The following is a 19,161-nucleotide window of genomic DNA, read 5'->3' as shown; positions in this document are numbered from 1 at the left end:
TAAGGAGCTGTGGACTGTATAGAAGAGAGAATGCCGGAATGAGTAGCGAGAGGAAGGTGAGAATCCTTCCGGCCGAATATCTAAGGTTTCCAGAGTAAAGCTGATCTGCTCTGGGTAAGTCGGGGCCTAAGGCCAGGTCGAAAGACGTAACCGATGGACAACAGGTTGAAATTCCTGTACCTTAAGTAAACAGAACTGTGGGGACACGTGTGGAGAGCACAAGCCGGAAATGGAAAAGCCGGTGCAAGCGGGGTAGGAGATGAATAGGCAAATCCGTTCATCAATCCGAAGACGTGATGCGGACCGAATTAAGAGTAGGGAAGTGTGTGAGCCATGCGTCAAGAAAAGCCGCTATTGTTTTACTTAAGCCCGTACCGTAAACCGACACAGGTGGATGAGGAGAGAATCCTAAGGCCGACGGGAGAAGCATTGTTAAGGAACTCGGCAAAATGACTCCGTAACTTCGGGAGAAGGAGTGCCAGCGAGAGCTGGCCGCAGAGAATTGGCCCAAGCAACTGTTTAGCAAAAACACAGGTCTATGCAAAACCGTAAGGTGAAGTATATGGGCTGACGCCTGCCCGGTGCTGGAAGGTTAAGAGGAGAGGTTAGCGGTAACGCGAAGCTTTGAATTTAAGCCCCAGTAAACGGCGGCCGTAACTATAACGGTCCTAAGGTAGCGAAATTCCTTGTCGGGTAAGTTCCGACCCGCACGAAAGGCGTAATGATTTGGGCACTGTCTCAACAATGCACCCGGTGAAATTGAAATACCAGTGAAGATGCTGGTTACCTGCGCCAGGACGGAAAGACCCCATGGAGCTTTACTCCAGCTTGATACTGGGATTCGGTATTGCATGTACAGGATAGGTGGGAGGCTAGGAAGTGATAACGCCAGTTGTCACGGAGCCGCTGTTGGGATACCACCCTTGCAGTATTGGATTTCTAACCAGCGACCATGAACTGGTCGGGGGACAATGTCAGGTGGGGAGTTTGACTGGGGCGGTCGCCTCCGAAAGGGTATCGGAGGCGCTCAAAGGTTCCCTCAGAATGGACGGAAACCATTCGAAGAGTGCAAAGGCAGAAGGGAGCTTGACTGCGACACCGACGGGTGGAGCAGGTACGAAAGTAGGACTTAGTGATCCGGTGGTATAAAGTGGGATTGCCATCGCTCAACGGATAAAAGCTACCCTGGGGATAACAGGCTTATCACTCCCAAGAGTTCACATCGACGGAGTGGTTTGGCACCTCGATGTCGGCTCATCGCATCCTGGGGCTGAAGTAGGTCCCAAGGGTTGGGCTGTTCGCCCATTAAAGCGGTACGCGAGCTGGGTTCAGAACGTCGTGAGACAGTTCGGTCCCTATCCGGCGTGGGCGTAGGATATTTGAGAGGAGCTGTCCTTAGTACGAGAGGACCGGGATGGACTGGCCGCTGGTGTATCTGTTGCATACCAAATGCATGGCAGAGTAGCCAAGCCGGGACGGGATAAACGCTGAAGGCATCTAAGCGTGAAGCCCCCCTCAAGATGAGATATCCCTACGTAAGTAGTAAGACCCCTTGAAGACGACGAGGTAGATAGGTCAGAGGTGGAAGTACAGTAATGTATGGAGCTGACTGATACTAATCGGTCGAGGGCATGACCAAGCAAGGTGATAGGTAGGATGAAAGAAAATATTTCTTATATGCAGTTTTGAAGGTGCATAGGTACAACAAAAGATGGCCCAGTGGCTCAGTTGGTTAGAGCGCCGCCCTGTCACGGCGGAGGTCGAGAGTTCGAGTCTCTTCTGGGTCGTTTGTATGGGATCATAGCTCAGCTGGGAGAGCATCTGCCTTACAAGCAGAGGGTCATAGGTTCGAGCCCTATTGGTCCCATCAAATAAAAAGAATATGGATGGATTCCCGAGTGGCCAAAGGGGACAGACTGTAAATCTGCTGCAAATTGCTTCGGTGGTTCGAATCCACCTCCATCCATTAGCCGTAAGGCACTCGCCGATGTGGCTCAATTGGCAGAGCAGCTGATTTGTAATCAGCAGGTTATCGGTTCGAGTCCGATCATCGGCTTTAAGTCACAAGACTTAATTTAATATCGCGGGGTGGAGCAGTCTGGAAGCTCGTCGGGCTCATAACCCGAAGGTCGTAGGTTCAAATCCTGCCCCCGCAACTCGCACAAAATATTGTGTGTATGCCCAGATAGCTCAGTCGGTAGAGCAGAGGATTGAAAATCCTCGTGTCACTGGTTCGATTCCGGTTCTGGGCATTTTCCTTGCGAAAGGAATAAGGGCGTGTAGCTCAGGTGGTAGAGCACTTGACTTTTAATCAAGTTGTCCGGGGTTCGAATCCCCGCACGCTCATGGAATGAGAGTGAAGTAGTATATAAGTACTACTTCTTTTTTTATTTAAAGAACTTGCCACCTACATGACCTGCCACTGGCAGTTCATTACGGATGCTTTGGCAACCGGTAGTTTTTCTTGCATACTTTGTTATTGAAATATATTGACATATTTTATTGAAGTGATTATATTATAATTAATAAGAGGGAGTAATCGGCATCTATATATTTCATAAAAGAGATATAAGAATGGAAGATATAGATGTTTACGATGACGTCAGTACGATGGCAAAAGAGCTATCCGTATCGTAATGAAATGATGAGACTTTTATTGCATAGTTTTTATGCAATAAAAGTCTCTTTTTTTATACCAAAGCAAAAGCATGTAATACAAGTTGACGGTGGCAGATTCTAGGTATACTTTCGATATATCAAAAATTAAAAAGGGTTATTGGCCAAAGAAAGAAAGGAGAACAAATATGCTGACAACAAAACAAGCAAGGGAGAATCAGGAAAAATATGGTTTCAATGAACTGGTAGAAGGGAAAAAGAAAAGTATCATGCAGATATTTCTGGAACAGTTTAAAGATTTTCTTGTTATCATATTGATCATATCTGCAGTGATTTCCGGTATCTTAGGAGATGCAGAAAGTGCGATTGTTATTTTTGTAGTAATTACGATGAATGCAATACTTGGAACGGTGCAGACCGTAAAGGCAGAACAATCGCTTAACAGTTTAAAACAGTTATCTGCTCCGGAAGCGAAAGTAGCAAGAGATGGAAATATTATTCAGATTCCGTCGAGAGAGGTGACGATTGGCGATGAAGTAATACTGGAGGCAGGGGATTGTATACCTGCAGATGGAAAACTTATAGAATGTGCAAGTCTGAAGGTAGATGAAAGTGCACTGACGGGAGAAAGCATAGCAGTTGAAAAGAATCTGGATGAAGTCGCAGTCGGAACAGCACTTGGCGATCAGACGAACAAAGTATTCTCCGGAAGTTTTGTTACGTATGGAAGAGGAAGATACGAAGTGACTGCAATCGGCATGAATACAGAAGTAGGAAAGATTGCAGATCTTATGAAGAATACATCAGAAAAGCGCACACCACTGCAGGTGAATCTTGATGATTTCGGAAAAAAATTGTCGATATTAATTCTTGTATTTTCAGGCATAATATTTGGGGTAAATGTATTTCAGGGAGAATCTATTGGTTCAGCGTTTATGTTTGCTGTTGCGCTGGCAGTTGCAGCGATACCGGAAGCTCTTAGTTCGATTGTGACGATTGTATTATCTTTTGGAACACAGAAGATGGCAAAAGAACATGCAATTATACGAAAACTGCAGGCGGTAGAAGGTCTTGGCAGTGTATCGATTGTCTGTTCGGATAAAACGGGGACACTGACGCAGAATAAGATGACGGTAGAGGATTATTATGTAAATGAAAAGAGAATACCGGCCGGAAAAATTAATCTGAAAAATGAAAATGAAAAACTGCTTTTGAGATTCAGTATCCTGTGTAATGATTCAACGAATACAGACGGACAGGAGATTGGTGATCCTACGGAAACGGCACTTATTAATCTCGGAAGTAATCTGGGAATTGAGATTATGCAGGTAAGGGAACGATATCCGAGATTGTCTGAGGTTCCATTTGACAGTGAGCGAAAATTGATGTCGACAGCTCATAGGATTCAGGATGATAAGATGTTAACGGCTGATCATATAATGATCGTAAAAGGTGCTGTAGATGTATTACTGGATCGTATGGACAGAATCAGAGTTGGAAATACTGTAAGAAAGATGACAGATTCTGACTGTAAGAATATTTCCATGCAGAATATGCAGTTTTCCAGAGAAGGGTTAAGAGTTCTTGCATTTGCATATAAACATCTGGAAGAGGAAAAAGAAATCGGTACAGAGGATGAAGAGCATCTGATATTTATCGGAATGATCGCAATGATGGATCCGCCGAGAGAAGAGTCGCAGGTTGCGGTAGCAGAGTGCCTGAATGCCGGAATCCGGCCGATTATGATTACGGGAGATCATAAAGTCACGGCTGCGGCAATTGCAAAGAGGATTGGAATATTAAAGGATGAGTCAGAAGCCTGTGAAGGTGCTGATATTGAAAATATGTCAGATGAAGATTTAAAAGACTTTGTAGAGGGAATCTCGGTCTACGCAAGAGTCTCTCCGGAGCATAAGATCAGGATTGTCCGTGCGTGGCAGGAAAAGGAAAATATTGTGGCAATGACAGGAGATGGTGTGAATGATGCGCCGGCTTTAAAACAGGCGGATATCGGTGTTGCAATGGGTGTGACCGGAAGCGAAGTTGCTAAGGATGCGGCGGCGATGGTTCTGACAGATGATAATTTTGCAACGATCGTGAAGGCAGTGGAAAATGGAAGAAATCTGTATCAGCATATTAAAAATGCAATTCAATTTCTATTATCCGGAAATTTCGGAGCAATTCTTGCGGTACTGTATGCAGCAACGGCCGGATTACCGGTGCCTTTTGCCCCGGTACATCTGTTGTTTATTAATCTTTTGACAGACAGCCTGCCGGCAATTGCGCTGGGTATGGAACCGCATTCTAAAGCGGTTATGGATCAGAAACCGAGACCTGTGAATGAGTCAATACTTACGAAAGCATATCTGGTGAATATCGGAACCGAAGGTCTGTGCATCGGGATTATGACAATGGCAGCATTCTTGATCGGATACAGAGGACAGGGTGCAGTTCTGGCAAGTACGATGGCGTTTGGAACATTGTGTATGAGCCGTCTGGTACATGGATTTAACTGCAAAGACGATAAGCCGGTAATATTCTCAAAGAGATTCTTTAATAATAAATATCTGATCGGAGCATTTGTCTTAGGTACTGTTCTGATCACGGGTGTTCTTACAATTCCTGGATTACATGCCATGTTTAAGGTTGTTACGTTAAATATGACGCAGCTGATGACAGTATATGGTCTTGCATTTCTGAATCTTCCTGTGATTCAGGGATTGAAGTATTTGAAGGGAAAGACAAAATGGAATTAAAACAAGAGACAGTGAAGCAGATCAGGGGATTGATCATATTTACGGCAGTACTGATTGTCTGTCTGTGGAAATTTGATGTTGTGATAAGTGCGTTTCAATTTGTATTAAATATAGTATATCCGTTTTTGCTTGGCGGTGCGATTGCATTTGCCTTAAGTGTACCGATGAACTTTGTAGAACGGAAATTATTTACAGAGAGAAAAATTTCTGAAAAATATAAAAGAAAATATGCCAGGGGAATCAGTCTGATGCTTGTAATTGCCGGTGTAACCGGAATTCTGGCAATGATAATATTCGGGCTGCTTCCGCAATTGGCAGGAACATTTGCCAATCTGGGAAAGAGTATTCAGGAGTTTATCCCGCAGGTGCAGGGGTGGGCAGATCACTGGTTCCATAATAATAAAGAAATTATGAATGTCGTGAACAACCTGGAATTTGACTGGAATAAAATTATGGAAGCGGCGGCAGGCTTTCTGAAAAACGGAGCGGGAAGTGTGCTGGAGACTACCATTAATACGGCAAAAAATATTATTGGTGCAGTGGGAACGTTTTTTATTGCATTTGTATTCGCAGTTTATATTTTGCTGCAGAAAGAGAAACTGGGAAGACAGGCGAAAAAAGTATTATTTGCGTTTGTCAGGAAGGGGAGAGCAGAAGCTGTATTGGAAGTGCTGGCTCTGACGTATAAGACATTTTCTGGCTTTTTGACGGGACAGTGCGTGGAGGCTTTGATCCTTGGAGCAATGTTTGTAATCACGATGACACTGTTTAGACTGCCATATGCACTGTTGACCGGAATTGTGATTGCATTTACGGCATTGGTACCGGTTTTTGGAGCATTTATCGGATGTGCGGTCGGGGCGTTTCTGATCTTTATGGTGAGTCCATTTAAGGCGTTGATGTTCATTGTGTTGTTTCTGGTACTTCAGCAGATTGAGGGGAATCTGATTTATCCACATGTAGTGGGAAATTCGGTTGGACTTCCGTCAATCTGGGTGCTGGCAGCAGTGAGTGTTGGCGGAAGTCTGATGGGAATTGTCGGAATGCTGATATTTATTCCGTTGATGTCGGTGGTATATGCACTGTTCCGTGAAGTTGTCTACATTAAATTACGACAAAAGAATATTTATCCACAGGATATTTTATAAATGGGGATAACTTTGTGAATGTGATCATTTATTGTGGATGAAGAGGATATCAGTTTTGAAAACGTGATCGTTCTTTCAATTTACAGTAGATGACAGCAATGGCGGTACTGATCAGGGTTGATACAATACCGGCTCCGATAATAGAAGCAGGATTAACGCTTCCATACTGACTCCGATAAGCAATAACATTGATCGGAATAAGCTGAAGAGATGAAATGTTGATGATCAGGAATGTACACATTTCATTACTTGCTGTTCCGGCAGGGCGGGAGATACCGGGAGCCAGATGTTTGCGGCGCTGTTCTTCTAATTTCGATAATTCTTCCATTGCTTTTAATCCGGCAGGAGTGGCGGCCCAGCCAAGACCTAAGATATTGGCGATTATATTGGTGGTAATCGGTTCTTCGGCGGGGTGACCGGCGGGAAGATTTGGAAAAAGGAAACGAATGACCGGCCGGATCTTTCTGGAAGCGGCCGGGATAATTCCGGCTTTGGAAGCAATTTCCATTAGTCCTACCCAAAAAGACATGACACCGATCATGGTAATACAAAGTGAGATGGCTTCTTTGGATGAATCAAGTGCTGCATTGGTAATATCGGGCATCCGGCCTGTGAATGCGGCGTATACGATGCCTGTAAGAATCATAAAAGACCAGAGGTAGTTCAGCATAAGTGAGACTCCTGTATGTGGATATCTGAAGTATAATATGCAAACAGTGTGGAAAATATGACGGTATAAATCGCCATGCGTTTGTAAGGGGCTGCCGGAAATTGCACCAATCTCAGTTATATATTAATATATGACAAGCCAATAGAATAAACTGTAAGAGGATAATTTAAAGAAGGAATGTTAATATGCAAATATTGTTATATCTTACAGATTTCATAGTCCCGCTGGTAATCTTCGGGATTGTAGGTTATGGATTGTTAATGAAAGTTCCGGTATACGATACGTTTATTAAAGGTGCAAAGAAGGGGTTTCTGACAGTGATCAAGATTATGCCGACACTTGTCGGATTAATGGTGGCGGTGGGGATATTGAGAGCGTCCGGCTTCCTTGAACTGATTGCAAATGGAATCGGGAGATTTACGGACAGAATCGGTTTTCCGGGAGAGCTGGTTCCGCTTACAGTGGTAAAGATGTTCTCCTCATCGGCGGCGACGGGACTTTTGCTGGACATTTTTAAAGAATATGGAACAGATTCGTATATCGGACGGATTGCATCGATCAGTATGTCGTGTACGGAGACGATCTTTTATACCATGAGTGTATATTATATGACAGCCAGAGTCACGAAGATGCGCTATACATTGACGGGTGCGCTGCTTGCAACTCTGGCTGGTGTGACTGCCAGCGTAGTGCTGGCGGGTATGATGACATGATCGTGTGATGTGGTAAAATGTCACGGGAAAATGTAATTATTCCCAGGGTTTCTTATGATAATCTGAGGAATCTTTTTTGTCTCTGTGGTCTTTTCTGTTCTGGGATTTGCTCCATATGCGGAGAGCAGTGAGAATTCCGACCGTGTAAAGGATCGAGACTAATATTACCGGGTTATCCTTCAGAAAATAAATAACAAGGATAACGGATAACAGACAGATAAAGAGCTGGAATGTGGTCCAGAATCTTTTTTCGCGGACTTCTTTCGCCTGCTGAAGGAGTTCCATACGTTTCTGTTCCATACGGAGATATTCCATCAGATCTTCATCGCTGATGCGGGAAAGGATCTGCTCATCGCGGTTCATCTCGATCTTGCGTTTGGAACGGAAATTAGAGAAGAACTCACGGAACGGATGTTCATCTTTGGAGCGGGATTTTTCCTGTTGTTCGTAAAAGTCTTCTTCCAGGTCTTCGTCTTCTTCCGCATCTTTTTTCGAAAATTCTTTTGTATTTCGGGTGTCACTGAAGTTGTCTGCGTTATCGGCAGCTTTACCGTCGGTAGTTTTGCTGTCGATAGTTGTTTGATTATCTGTGTTCTGGGGGTCGGTAAATTCCTTAGAAGCAGCCGTTTCAGTGTCTGTAGTTTCCTGCGAAGCAGATATATCAGCAACAGGATAAAGCACAACGTTGTCAGTGGCAGCAGGTGCGCTAGTTTCAGATTCCTTAGTCTTAGGTGATTCTTCTGTCGGTACTGCTTTTTCTATATTTTCGGACATGATTTTACCTCCGTATTCATTCCTATATTGTATGTTGTCTTTTATTTTATCTTTATTATCTTATCATATCAGCTATGAAGATAAAAAACAAATAAAGAGTGTATAAAACGGCGGAAAATAACTTGCAGTAGAAAAAAGCCCTTAAAAATGTTAAAATTGTAAGGAATCATTTGGAGGAAAACAAGATGCAGTTAATGAATGAAATCCCGGATACGTTCTGGAGTCTGTTCCGTTCGGTCAACCGGGATATTTATATTGAAGCACTTTTATGTATTAATGAAGAATACGAATATAATAACTATTTCCTGACGAAAGAGGTGTGTATCCAGATCTTAAGTGATATGAATGCGAAGAAACGGTTTGAGTTACAGCGGGAGGAAAATGATACGGATTTTGATATGCTGGAGACGCCGTCATCAAGGATATTAAACTGGCTTCTGCGGGCAGGATGGCTGAAGCGTATCGAGGATTATAATACACTAGTGACGAATATTGTCATTCCGGATTATGCGGCGGTGATGATCGATGCATTTGAAAAGCTGAATTCGGAAGATGCGTCGGAGACGGATATTTATATCCAGAATGTGTATGCGACGCTGTATGCATTTCGCAATGATCCGAGGGCGAGTATCGGGCTTTTGAGGACGGCACTGGTGAATACGAGGCGGCTGAATAAGGCACTGCAGGACATGCTTCATAACATGAACAAGTTTTTTGCAAAACTTTTACAGCAGGATTCGTACAGCGGGATTTTAAGAGAGCATCTGGACAGCTATGTAGAAGAGATCGTGTGGAAGAAGTATCATATTCTGAAGACGTCGGATAACTTTTACATTTATAAGATGGATATTAAGAAATGTCTGAGAGAGATCCGGGATGATGAGGCATTTATCATGAAGGTACAGGCGCGGTCGAAGATGCTTGGAGATAATCAGGATGATGTACTGGATCTGCTGGATCTGATCGAGCGGGGATTTGATGATATTGAGCACAGAATCGCTAATATGGATAAGGAACATACGAAGTACGTCCGTGCGACGGTAACGAGGATGAATTATCTGTTAAGCGGTGAGACAGATACGAAAGGTCTGGTGGTACAGCTTCTGAATAAAATGTCGGAAGATCCGGATCAGATGGAAGAGATCATCACAGAGACCGGAAAGCGCATGAATCTGTCGCTGCTGGAAATTCTGTCGGAGAAGTCTTTATATAAGAGAAGAAAATCCAGAAAAGACTTCATCAGCCAGCTCCTTCCGGATGAGACGACGGGAGATCTGGATAAGGATGATATCTTAAGACTGAACCGGATCCAGATGCGGTTCAGCAAGAAGCAGATCGAAGAATTCATCGAGAATAATATGGAAGATGAAGTGATGGATGCGTCGAAGATTAATATTGCGGATGAGGAAGAATTTGAAAAATTGATTTTGGCTTATGATTACAGTACACGTAAGAACAGCAGATATATGGTGCTGGAAGAAGAACCGGAGATGGTGGAAAAGGACGGATACCGGTATCCGGCATTAAGATTCGTGAAGAGACGGGCGTAATAGTGTGTAATAATTTGTAATGCAAAACAGAAAGAAAAGTGATGAACATAATATAAAGAAGTTCTGATAAAAGGAGTTCTAAGAATAATGATAGATTACTACGAACAGCTAACCCAGGAAGAAAAAGAAGAGGTCACAGAGGTCATCCAGACACTGTACCGTCAGACATTTCTCCTGGAAAGAAAATTTGATAAACGTGCGGGAAGGATGCAGTATACAAAAGAATACCGTACCTGTACGAAGCATCTGGAATTTTTTAAAGCATATTTTGAGGTGGCGGGGATCATACTGCGGGAAAATGTACATATGGGTGTGATCTATATCCAGGGAGAGCAGTTATGGGGTGAGAAGCTGCCGCGTCTGGCGACGATCTATTTACTGGTGCTGAAGCTTATCTATGACGAGCAGATGCAGACTGCATCGTCGAGCAGCCATGTGGTGACAACACTTGGTGCAGTAAACGGAAAAGCGGGAGAATTTCATGTATTGAAGAGTCTTCCGTCAATTACGGAAATGAGACGGACGATCGCACTTCTGAAGAAGTATCAGATCATCGAGCCGCTTGATGTTCTGGAAGAATTAAACGAGTCGACCCGCCTGGTCATCTACCCTTGTATCCATACGGTACTTTTAGGAGACGACATCAGGGAATTATTAGCGACATTCAGTGAGGAGGATCAAATTGGAGACGAAGCAGCCATTCAAAGCACTCTCGAAGATATGCCTGAATAATTGGCATTACATAGATAAAAAGATACTGACGCTTAATGAAGGAATCAACTTCTTCACCGGACATTCCGGAAGCGGTAAATCGACGGTTCTGGATGCGATCCAGATCGTGCTGTATGCTAATACGGACGGCCGTGGATTCTTCAACAAGGCGGCAGCAGATGATTCGGACCGTACACTGATCGAGTACTTAAGAGGTATGGTGAATATCAGTGAAAATAATGAATCACAGTATTTAAGAAATCGTAATTTTTCCAGTACGATCGTGCTGGAGCTGACACAGACGAATACCAGAGATAAACAGTGTGTCGGTGTTGTGTTTGACGTGGATACGTCGAATAATGATGTAAGCCGCCTGTTCTTCTGGCATACGGGAGAATTACTTTCGAATCATTACCGTTCGGAAGGCCGGTGCCTTACCACTGCGGAAATGCGTGAGTACCTGCAGCGTTCCTTTACGCCGGAACAGTTCTACTGCGGTCCGAGCAATGAAAGATTCCGGAGACAGCTATACGATATCTATCTTGGCGGTCTGGACATGGAAAAATTTCCAAAGCTATTCAAACGTGCGATCTCGTTCCGTATGAATATCAAACTGGAAGATTTCGTAAAGGAATATATCTGTATGGAGCAGGATATCCATATCGAGGATCTGCAGGAAAGTGTCATGCAGTATGGACGCATGCGCAGTAAGATCGAGGAGACGATGGAGGAGATCAGAAGACTGAAGCTGATCTGTGAAAAGTATGAGCAGTATGCAGAAAAATCTGATGAGGAGAAGGTGTGCTCTTATCAGATCGACCGTCTGGAGATCATGAACCATGAGGTAAAGAGTCAGGAAGCCAGAGACCGGATCAAGGTAAGACAGGAAGCCATCGAAGATCTGAAGAAGCAGCAACAGGTGCTGGAGCAGGAAGAAAAGGACTTGCAGAAAGAGTATGAAGAGATCATTCTGCGGATCGCAGACAGTGGGTATGCAAGACTGGAATCAGATCTGGATACATTAAATGAGACGCTGGAGCGCCTGAATAACGGAAAAGTCCGCTGGGAGCAGACTGCAGAGCATCTGAAGGTATGGACGGAGAAAGACATTACGCCAAATCAGGTGATCTGGGATATCGAAAAATTCGCAGACGGAAGCATTTCCGAAGAAGAGCTTGTGCGCCTGCAGGAAGGCTTAAAAGATCTGCAGGAGGAGCTGGAAGACCAGAGACAGGAAGCGGATGCAGACCTTCGCCGGATCAAGAAAGAAGAGAAAGAGGCAAGAGCAGAATTAAAAGAACTGAAGCAGGGAAAGAAGGCTTATCCGAGAGAGCTGGAAGAGGCGAGATTCGAACTGCGTAACCGTTTGCATGAGCGCTGCGGCAAGTTCGTGAATGTGCATATTCTTGCGGATCTTCTGGATGTGAAGGACGAGAGATGGCACAATGCAGTGGAGGGTTATCTTGGAAATAATAAATTGCAGCTGATCGTGGAACCAAAGTATGCCAGGGCTGCGATGGACATTTACCAGGAGATGGATACGAAACGTTTCTTCCGGGCAGCAGTCCTGGATACGGAGAAGCTTACGAAGGACAAGCATCAGGTACAGCCGGGCGCGCTGGCAGAAGTAGTAAAAGCGAAAGAAGCGTATGTGCAGGAATACATTAATTTCTTCCTTGGAAATGTAAAGAAATGCGAATCACTGGATGAACTGCGTGAGTGCAGGATCGGTGTGACACCGGATTGTATGCTGTACCAGAGCTACAAACTGCAGCACATGAATCCGGAGAATTACACCAGAAGAGCCTACATCGGTGAGACGAGTATGCGCCAGAGAATCCGCAAGCTGGAAGAAAAATGTGAGAAGTTAAATGGCGAGAGAATGCCGGTACAGGAGCTGTTAGAAGAGATCCGCCAGGCAATGCAGATGGAGATGTTGAAGCAGCCGGCAGAGGATTATCTCGGATGGCTGGCTGACAGCAAGGCAATCATTTCCAAAGAAAAGAAAAAGGCTCAGCTTCTGGAACAGATGCAGAAGTTAAAGGATGAATCCGTTGCTGCATGGGAAGGCAAGAAGAAAGAAGTGCAGGCGGCACAGGATGCGAAGAAAGAATCCGTATCCAAGGTGCAGGAAGCAATCTGGGAGAACAAGAAAGAAATCGAACGTCTGAATGCAGAAGTTCTCGAATCGGAAGAACAGATGAAGGACGTGAAGAGAAAAGTAGCAGATAAGCGTTACGAGAAGGAGTTCCAGGAATATCTGTCGGGCAGAAAATCAGAGAATTATGAGTATCTGAGACGTCAGATGGTTTCGCGGGTATATACGCTCAGGGAAGAAGAGGAAGACGCTTACCGGAAGCTGGTGGAAGAGAGAAGCAGTTATATCAGAGAATATCCGAACCGTACATTCTCAACTTCTATCCGGGACAACGCGCCGTATGAGAAGCTTTTGAATTCGCTGTCCTGCGATCATCTGGAGACTTACAGGGAGTCGGCGAAGACACAGGCGAAAGCGGCTGTGGAGCATTTCAAAGATGACTTCATCTTCAAGATCCGGAGTGCGATCCTGGAGGCTTATCAGAGAAGGGATGAGCTGAACCGGATCATCAGCAAACTGGACTTCGGTAAGGATAAGTATCAGTTCGTGATCACGAAGAACAAGGGTGCAGATGGAAAATATTATAAGATGTTCATGGATGATTCCCTGCAGATCCGTCCGTCTGACTTAGATGATACGATGGACAACCAGCTTGATATGTTCACGATGGAGCATGAGAACCAGTATGGGGAGATGATGAACGAGCTGATCAACATCTTCATCCCGCCGGAGAATGCGACGAAGGACGAGATGGATGAGGCGAAACGCAACATGGATAAGTATGCGGATTACCGAACCTATCTGTCATTCGATATGCAGCAGATCGTACATGGCGATAAGGAGATGACGATCGGACTGAGTAAGATGATCAAGAAGAACTCCGGCGGAGAGGGACAGAACCCGCTGTACGTGGCACTTCTGGCAAGCTTTGCGCAGCTTTATAAGATCAATCTGTCGCCGAAGATGCACCGGTCACCGACACTGCGTCTGGTTGTGTTGGACGAGGCGTTCTCCAAGATGGATGCCGAGAAGGTGGCAAGCTGTATCTCGCTGATCCGCGGACTTGGCTTCCAGGCGATCATCAGTGCGACGAACGATAAGATCCAGAACTATCTGGAGAATGTAGATAAGACTTTCGTGTATGCGAACCCGAATAAGAGACATATTTCCATTCAGGAATTTGAGAAGACGGAGTTTGGGGAGTTGGCGGAGGAATAAAGTCGAATGTTTGTGATGTAAATATTGTAAGAATCGATGAAGAGTGGTGATATGTGACTGGAAAAAGAAGATGTGCTTACGAAAGGATGTCAGTTTACCACTGACAGGTGATAATATGAATACAATAAAGAAAAGTCTGAAAGACAGGGTGTGGGATTATCTTATAAAAAATGAAAAATATATCGTGCCGGGAATCTTGATGATAGGTGGAAGCAGTTATTATCCAGCGAAAAGCAGAAGACGGTAGAGCTACATGCTATATCAGAGTTTGCGTTATATCTGGATGTTATGAATAGGTATTTTCTGCATAGCTATTGCGTGCCTGACGAGGTGTCATTCCGTAAATCTCTTTGAAAAGACGGTTAAAAATCGTCTGGTTAGTGAAACCACTCTCCTGCATTACCTCAGAAATGGACTTGTCTGTATTCATCAGAATACGTCCAGCATGAGAAATACGCACCTCATTCAAGTAACGAAGAAATGTGATACCCATATGCTGCTTGAAAAAACGGCAGAAATATTCTCGGCTGAATCCTACCTGATTAGCTACTTCTTCCAATGAGAGCTTTTCTGTATAATGTTCATTCACATAAGAGATGATCTTTCGCAGAATATCATTAGACTGACCTGTTCCAGTAGTCGTTCCCGGCAGGGAATATACGGAAAAATAACGAATCAAATCAGCAAGCATCAGCAATGCCGTGCCGTCTGAACGCATGGCGCTGGTGTTTTTATTTTCGACATTGGTTCGTGTCAGATCGTGTGCAAGCTGACAGAGGTGAATATACTGGGTGGATTTTGAATCATCCAGAGAAACCGGGCGGCATTTGATGTGATATAGTTCCAAATTCGGACAGTAAACAGAAAGTTGCTTTTTATCAACATGGATACATAAGAACATATATAGCTTAGAATCAGAATGAATAGAATGAACTTCTTTTGAATCAAAAACAATCAGTTGATTGCGCTGAAGGGTAAGATGTTCGTGCTCGATATGAATACGGACAGAACCATTCAGACAGAATAAAATCTCCATAGCCTCATGCCAGTGGGCCGGAATATGTGTGTTTTCAAGTGCTGCCATAGATACCTGTATTCCAAGATTGCCAAGTGGATGGAGTGCTTCGTGATATGCTTTTGCCATAATATCCTCCTTTATATGAATAGTAAATGTCAATATCGTTTTAAAATAAGATAATTATAGCACTGGTTTGAAATTGAAAACAAGGCTAAAATGCAAGATGTAAACGGAAAACAAAGAAAATAAATATATAGATAGTAAAAAAGGAGAGGTCAATATGAGCACAGTAGCAATTAAGAATACAATGGTAATGAATAACACAGAGAAAAAGGCTGGTTTAGTGGAGCGTTTCAAAAAATATGTCCTGGATAATGCAGAGTATTTTGCGGTGGCTTCTGCAGTGATGTCTGGAAATGGTTATGCAGCAGGACAGATCATGAGAGATGCAAGACGTGTTGCATCTGCTAACAGATAAGAAGGAATAAGAATGACTATTAAGGGTAAGACATCAGGTAAATAAGAAATGATAAATGATGGACTGCACCAGTTATAAACTGGAGGTAGTCCATTATTTTTGTTAGGGCAAGGCCCTGTTTTCTATTGTGGAGTTTTGGGATGTTCCCCAAAACGAAACTTTAGGAAACAAATAAACCACCTGCTATGCGGGTGGTTGAAAGAGCTTTAGCGTTGTGTAGAAAACCTCCAATGATATAATAATAAAAGGTTCGCCAACCATATTATTAATCAAAGGAGGTCGTCCAAGATGGACAATAATAGTTTATCACATACAACGTGGAATTGTAAGTATCGCATAGTTTTTGCACCGAAATATAGAAGGAAGATCTCTTTCCTTTCATTAGTACATTAAATATTTTACGAAAATAATCGAATTACAACCCAGACATATGTCTTACTACATATCTGATTTTCATATAATATGATAGACAGGAGATAGAGATATGAAGCAGATTAAAGACAAAGTTAAATGTGAAAGAGCAATTGAAAAGTTAGAGTTAGAGAAAGAGTTTGATACACAGAATCTGGAATTTCAGATATATCAGTAGGAAAAAGGGGAATTGCTGTGTCAACCGTGCAATTCAGATGACAGGTTGCAGATTGTTATAGAAGGGACGGTAAATATTTATCATATACGGGACGATGGTTCTAAATATTTTATTGCTATGAATGAAGGAATTTATCTTCTGGGGGATATGGAATTTATGAATCCGGCACCATGTATTTATTTTGTAGAAGCAGTTACCCCGGTAACTGTAGCGGTATTATCTCTGAAAAAATATCGCAATGTACTAAAACAGGATGTTAAATTTATGAATTTAATCGCATCTACTCTCGCTGCAAAACTTGGAATCGCCGCAAATGGCGAGTCGGTTAGTGCTTCTCTTAAAGATCGGATTCTCAATCATTTAGAGGATGAAAAAATTGTTGCTAAATGTGGGAAAGGGACTTATTGGTTACTGTGAGTTATGAAAGAACGTTATTATATCATTGACAGGTGATAATATGAATACAACAAAGAAAAGCTTAAAGGACAGAATCCGGGATTATCTGATTAAAAACATAAATTATATTGTACCAGGAATCTTAATGCTGGGTGGAAGTATATATTATCCTGAAAATTATAGAAGACATTAATTTATAAAAGCATTACAAATCATTCCTCAACAGCCGCTTCCGGATCGGAGGCACTTCAATACGAATGCCTTCACAGTTTGGCAGCATAGCTTTACAAAGCCACAGTTAATGGCAATATCAGAAACAGACAGTGAGCTGTCATCCATAAAGATGGCAGCTTTTTTGATGCAGTATCATGAAACAAAGAAGATCGGTGTGCATTGTGCATAAAAAACTGGTATAAGAAATAATAAAATTCCGACTTTAATATTCAGAATAATGTTACAAAATATAATAGAAAATATAAGAATAATGTTACAAAAATATTGAATAACACGAGAATAATGTTACAATACTAATATCAGGAGGGCGATTCAATGCTTAAAAGAGAGATTTCGGAAAAATTAAAATTATGGAGAACTCAGAAAAATAAAAAGGCACTTTGTATTATAGGCGCAAGACAGATTGGAAAAACAACAATTATCAGAGAGTTTGCAAAACAAGAATATGAAAATTTTATAGAAATCAATTTCATATTAGATAAAGGTGCCGAAAAAATTTTTGAAGATAAATTGGATGCAGATACTATTATTGAGAACCTGACTGCTTTCAAGATGCAGAAGATGGAGCCGGGAAAGACATTGGTATTCCTGGATGAGATACAGGAATGCCCCAATGCAAGATGTGCAATCAAGTTCCTGGTTGAAGATGGACGGTTTGATTATATTGAATCCGGTTCACTTCTTGGTGTCAGGTATAAAGAAGTTCCTTCTTATGCGGTTGGATTTGAAGAGATTGTTTCTATGTATCCTATGAATTTCAGGGAATTTCTCCGGGCGAATGGAGTGCAGGATACAACATTTACTACATTACAGTTCTGCTATGAAAATCATAACGAAGTTCCAACAGTAATGCATGAAACATTGTTGAAACTTTTTGCAACTTATATTGTTGTAGGTGGAATGCCGGATGTTGTCCAGACTTATGTAGATACGCATGATATCGGAAAGGTAGTTAGGCTTCAGAGAAATATTCTGGAATTATACAGACAGGATATATCGAAGTATTCCGAAGGTGCGGAAAAAGTGAGGATTAAAGCCATCTTTGATAGTATTGCATCTCAATTGGATGATAAGAACAGACGGTTTATTTTAAACAGGATTGATGAAAATGGAAGAATGAATCGTTATGAGAATTCATTTATGTGGCTAAGTGATGCAGGTGTTGCTTTGCCATCTTATAATGTTACAGAACCACAGGCTCCGTTACAGCTTAATGAAAAGAGAAATCTGTTCAAATTATTTATGGGAGACACAGGTCTGCTCTGTGCTTCCTGCATGGAGAACATTCAGTTTGAACTCTTACAGGGGAATATGGATGTGAATATGGGAAGTATATTGGAAAATGTATTTGCCCAGTCAATAAAAAGCGGTGGATTCTCATTGAATTATTTTGAGTCGAAAAAGTACGGAGAATTGGATTTTGTAATACAGAATGGATTGAAGATTGACCTTCTTGAGATAAAATCAGGAAATGATTATCAAAAGCATTCTGCTTTGAATAAAGTATCAGCAGTAGAAAACTGGAAGTTTGGAAGAAAAATTGTATTTTGCAAAGGGAATGTTGAGCAAAAAGAGGAAATTGAATATTTCCCGTGGTATATGGTGATGTTTTATCAGAGAGAAAAAGAGCCGGAACATTATATTTATGAGGTAGATCTGTCGGGTTTATAGCCAATGGGGACGGGAAAAATGGAATTTTCCCCGTCCCTGCTGGCTCTTTTTTGTATCGCCATGCGTTCGTAAGGTGCTGCCAGTAACAAGTCCTGCAGATTATCGTGAAATTAGATTGCCAAAACTGCTGACAGCAGATGTTTTTATCCCAAACTGGTAACTCGCTGGAATATTTCAATATAAAAAATTTAGAGATGGAAGGTGCAATGGTTATGACGATCACCGAAATGAGAGAATTAAAAGAACAAAGCAGCAGAAGCACTGGGAGCATATCAGGTAAAGAAGCAGGGGGAATATACATTAGAGGATTACTATGCCCTGCCCGATGACCAGAGATATGAATTGATCGATGGCGTTTTATATGACATGGCAGCACCTGCTGTTACACATCAGGAGATTGCTTTCGAGATTGCGGATGTGAAAAATCAGAAGGTAATTGTGTATGATCTGGGAGATGATTTTGGAGAAAATATGCTATACTGCTGATAGAAGTACTACGAAAAAAGCGGTACAAAAACCAG

At 42.6% G+C, this 19,161-nt stretch carries 14 protein-coding genes, 7 tRNA genes, 1 rRNA gene and 1 pseudogene; 20 read left to right on the top strand and 3 right to left on the bottom strand.

Going from position 1 to position 19,161, the window contains the following annotated elements; all coding sequences use genetic code 11:
* The 10 genes from NCY30_RS02705 to NCY30_RS02660 all read left to right on the top strand — a co-directional run.
* Positions 1-1,639: ribosomal RNA gene (locus NCY30_RS02705) — 23S ribosomal RNA — on the top strand; the annotation flags it as partial.
* Positions 1,640-1,713: 74 nt separating this feature from the next.
* Positions 1,714-1,787 (top strand) — tRNA-Asp (locus tag NCY30_RS02700).
* A 7-nt stretch (positions 1,788-1,794) separates the two neighbouring features.
* Positions 1,795-1,867: transfer RNA gene (locus NCY30_RS02695), tRNA-Val, on the top strand.
* Between the two features lie 17 nt (positions 1,868-1,884).
* Positions 1,885-1,966: transfer RNA gene (locus NCY30_RS02690), tRNA-Tyr, on the top strand.
* Positions 1,967-1,983: 17 nt separating this feature from the next.
* A tRNA-Thr gene (locus NCY30_RS02685) sits at positions 1,984-2,056 on the top strand.
* A gap of 26 nt (positions 2,057-2,082) precedes the next feature.
* Positions 2,083-2,156: transfer RNA gene (locus NCY30_RS02680), tRNA-Met, on the top strand.
* Between the two features lie 23 nt (positions 2,157-2,179).
* Positions 2,180-2,252: transfer RNA gene (locus tag NCY30_RS02675), tRNA-Phe, on the top strand.
* Between the two features lie 21 nt (positions 2,253-2,273).
* Positions 2,274-2,346, top strand: a tRNA-Lys gene (locus NCY30_RS02670).
* Between the two features lie 458 nt (positions 2,347-2,804).
* The gene (locus NCY30_RS02665) at positions 2,805-5,372 is read left to right on the top strand and encodes a cation-translocating P-type ATPase (protein WP_173788010.1); all 2,568 of its coding nucleotides are present in this window, start codon (positions 2,805-2,807) and stop codon (positions 5,370-5,372) included.
* Positions 5,363-6,520: an AI-2E family transporter gene (locus tag NCY30_RS02660; protein WP_022415246.1), complete on the top strand. Its 1,158-nt coding sequence runs from the start codon at positions 5,363-5,365 to the stop codon at positions 6,518-6,520. Before NCY30_RS02665 ends, NCY30_RS02660 begins: the two co-directional genes overlap by 10 nt.
* 49 nt (positions 6,521-6,569) lie before the next feature.
* Here the strand turns inward: NCY30_RS02660 and NCY30_RS02655 are convergent, their stop codons facing one another.
* The gene (locus NCY30_RS02655) at positions 6,570-7,190 is read right to left on the bottom strand and encodes a hypothetical protein (protein ID WP_022415247.1); all 621 of its coding nucleotides are present in this window, start codon (positions 7,188-7,190) and stop codon (positions 6,570-6,572) included.
* A gap of 185 nt (positions 7,191-7,375) precedes the next feature.
* Here NCY30_RS02655 and NCY30_RS02650 point away from each other — a divergent pair, with 185 nt between their 5' ends.
* Entirely contained in the window at positions 7,376-7,903 is a 528-nt protein-coding gene (locus tag NCY30_RS02650; protein ID WP_022415248.1) for a spore maturation protein, read from the top strand.
* Between the two features lie 36 nt (positions 7,904-7,939).
* Here NCY30_RS02650 and NCY30_RS02645 read toward each other — a convergent pair whose 3' ends face one another.
* Positions 7,940-8,677 (bottom strand): hypothetical protein, encoded by a 738-nt coding sequence (locus NCY30_RS02645; protein WP_022415249.1) that lies wholly within the window; start codon positions 8,675-8,677, stop codon positions 7,940-7,942.
* A gap of 185 nt (positions 8,678-8,862) precedes the next feature.
* Here NCY30_RS02645 and NCY30_RS02640 point away from each other — a divergent pair, with 185 nt between their 5' ends.
* The 4 genes from NCY30_RS02640 (at position 8,863) to NCY30_RS15045 (ending at position 14,501) form a co-directional block, all read left to right on the top strand.
* Positions 8,863-10,227 (top strand): Wadjet anti-phage system protein JetA family protein, encoded by a 1,365-nt coding sequence (locus NCY30_RS02640; protein ID WP_022415250.1) that lies wholly within the window; start codon positions 8,863-8,865, stop codon positions 10,225-10,227.
* Between the two features lie 87 nt (positions 10,228-10,314).
* Positions 10,315-10,959 (top strand): DUF4194 domain-containing protein, encoded by a 645-nt coding sequence (locus NCY30_RS02635; protein WP_006427549.1) that lies wholly within the window; start codon positions 10,315-10,317, stop codon positions 10,957-10,959.
* Entirely contained in the window at positions 10,910-14,254 is a 3,345-nt protein-coding gene (locus tag NCY30_RS02630) for an ATP-binding protein (RefSeq protein ID WP_022415251.1), read from the top strand. Before NCY30_RS02635 ends, NCY30_RS02630 begins: the two co-directional genes overlap by 50 nt.
* Positions 14,255-14,369: 115 nt before the next feature.
* A complete protein-coding gene (locus NCY30_RS15045) occupies positions 14,370-14,501 on the top strand; it encodes a hypothetical protein (RefSeq protein WP_259828818.1) in 132 nt (43 codons plus the stop codon).
* Positions 14,502-14,540: 39 nt separating this feature from the next.
* Here the strand turns inward: NCY30_RS15045 and NCY30_RS02625 are convergent, their stop codons facing one another.
* Entirely contained in the window at positions 14,541-15,398 is an 858-nt protein-coding gene (locus tag NCY30_RS02625; RefSeq protein ID WP_022415253.1) for an AraC family transcriptional regulator, read from the bottom strand.
* Between the two features lie 154 nt (positions 15,399-15,552).
* Between NCY30_RS02625 and NCY30_RS02620 the strand changes: the two genes are divergently transcribed.
* The 5 genes and pseudogenes from NCY30_RS02620 to NCY30_RS15040 all read left to right on the top strand — a co-directional run bounded on the left by NCY30_RS02620 (position 15,553) and on the right by NCY30_RS15040 (position 19,126).
* Complete coding sequence (locus tag NCY30_RS02620) at positions 15,553-15,750, top strand: hypothetical protein (RefSeq protein WP_022415254.1); 198 nt, start codon at positions 15,553-15,555, stop codon at positions 15,748-15,750.
* 288 nt (positions 15,751-16,038) lie between these two features.
* Positions 16,039-16,125, top strand: a pseudogene (locus tag NCY30_RS02615) (IS200/IS605 family transposase); the annotation flags it as partial.
* 226 nt (positions 16,126-16,351) lie between these two features.
* Positions 16,352-16,756, top strand: coding sequence for a Crp/Fnr family transcriptional regulator (locus NCY30_RS02610; RefSeq protein WP_022415256.1), 405 nt, complete (start codon positions 16,352-16,354; stop codon positions 16,754-16,756).
* Between the two features lie 528 nt (positions 16,757-17,284).
* Positions 17,285-18,640, top strand: a complete 1,356-nt coding sequence (locus tag NCY30_RS02605; RefSeq protein ID WP_022415257.1) for an ATP-binding protein — start codon at positions 17,285-17,287, stop codon at positions 18,638-18,640.
* A gap of 342 nt (positions 18,641-18,982) precedes the next feature.
* Positions 18,983-19,126, top strand: a complete 144-nt coding sequence (locus NCY30_RS15040; RefSeq protein ID WP_243117869.1) for a hypothetical protein — start codon at positions 18,983-18,985, stop codon at positions 19,124-19,126.
* Positions 19,127-19,161 lie beyond the last annotated feature (35 nt).

The sequence above is a fragment of the Dorea sp. MB18-49 genome, assembly GCF_023669465.1.
Classification (GTDB): Bacteria; Bacillota; Clostridia; order Lachnospirales; family Lachnospiraceae; genus Dorea_A; species Dorea_A longicatena.
This window is presented reverse-complemented; position numbering and strand designations above follow the sequence as displayed.